We start from the raw sequence: 630 nt of genomic DNA on the forward strand, positions 1-630 counted from the left end.
GGCCGCCCGTAATCGGTCTCCTGCAGAACTTGCGGCGGCGGAGCAGATGGTCTGCGCGATGAATATTGCGCACACTGCACCGGCTCAGCAACGCGGGAGGCGTGTGATGGAATTCTTCTGTGGTTTGGACGTCGGCATGGACGAGACGGCGATCTGCGTGGTGGATGCGACCGGCAAGGTGATGCTGGAGACGGCGGTGGTGACCGATCCGGACGCGATCAAGGTGGCGCTGACGCCCTATCTTGGCCGCTTGCGACGCCTTGGTCATGAGGCGGGATCGCTGTCGCCCTGGCTGCATCCGGAGCTGCTCAGGCTGGGCCTGCCGGCGGTCTGCCTGGAGACTTTGCATGTTCGCGCGGCGCTGAAGGCGCAGCGCAACAAGACCGACCGGGCAGATGCGCTCGGGATTGCCCACATCATGCGCACCGGCTGGTTCCGGCGCGCCCATATCAAGAGCGAGGCCTGCTACCGGCTGCGGCTGTTGTTGACGCACCGGCGCAATCTGAAGCGCAAGTTTGTGGACCTCGAGAATGCGATCCGGCACTCGCTGAAAGTGTTTGGCATCCGGCTGAACCGGGTCGGGCGCGGCGGCTTTGCGCAAGTCGTGCGCGAGGCGGTGGCCCACGATGC

At 65.2% G+C, this 630-nt stretch carries 1 protein-coding gene; it reads left to right on the top strand.

What is annotated here, in order from left to right; translation table 11 throughout:
* Window positions 1-106: 106 nt before the first annotated feature.
* Window positions 107-630 (top strand): transposase (locus IVB32_RS32300; protein ID WP_247412672.1); only part of this gene is annotated, 524 nt, incomplete at its 3' end.

It is taken from the genome of Bradyrhizobium sp. 23 (genome assembly GCF_023073295.1).
Classification (GTDB): domain Bacteria; phylum Pseudomonadota; class Alphaproteobacteria; order Rhizobiales; family Xanthobacteraceae; genus Bradyrhizobium; species Bradyrhizobium canariense_D.